This window comes from Corynebacterium sp. HMSC29G08, from assembly GCF_001806875.1.
GTDB lineage: Bacteria > Actinomycetota > Actinomycetes > Mycobacteriales > Mycobacteriaceae > Corynebacterium.
The window spans coordinates 662-1,209 of the sequence record NZ_KV786215.1 but is presented as its reverse complement, the minus strand read 5'-3'; the positions used below and the strand labels follow the sequence as shown (position 1 = coordinate 1,209).

The 548-nt window shown below is 53.5% G+C and carries 1 protein-coding gene; it reads right to left on the bottom strand.

The window, feature by feature from the left end:
• On the bottom strand, positions 1-319 hold a 319-nt coding region (locus HMPREF3101_RS12240), incomplete at its 3' end, for a hypothetical protein (RefSeq protein ID WP_210386157.1).
• Positions 320-548 lie beyond the last annotated feature (229 nt).

The window sequence follows — 548 nt, the reverse complement described above, 5'->3', positions numbered from 1 at the left end:
GCGCAAGCAGTTCTTCCCATTTCGGGCCCACACCCTCAATCTCACGTGGTTCATCACCGGTGAGAATCCGAGGATGAAGAACAAGACCTGCACCACTACCAGGATCACCTCGAAAAGAACTGTTGGCAACCGCCGCCTTTTCGAGCTTGGCAAATCGCGGCAACCGTACAAACTGCACAAGCGACGATTCTGGATCTGTATCCCCATAGAAAGACAGATCGGCGTCACTGCGAAGTTCAATCCCCCCCAGGCAGCGTCTTCTTCCACATCGTTTTTCTTCCCGCGCGTTTATACCCGCGCTGTTCAAACCACGGGTCAAGCCCGGCGACTAACGGTGCACTCCGCATACGCCGCGTCCCCCTTCCATCATCTTTGAAAACAGTCGTCACCAGTAGTGGCGGTTGTTTAACGACGTTTCGCTTCCTCTGCCTCCATATACTCAGCAAAAACGCGGCAGGCTTGTTGGTATTCCTCCTTTGCGGTCAGCTTGCCGGGCTCGACAGCAAGATTTTGTGGGTTAAGCACGGCTTCATAATCACAATCATCAA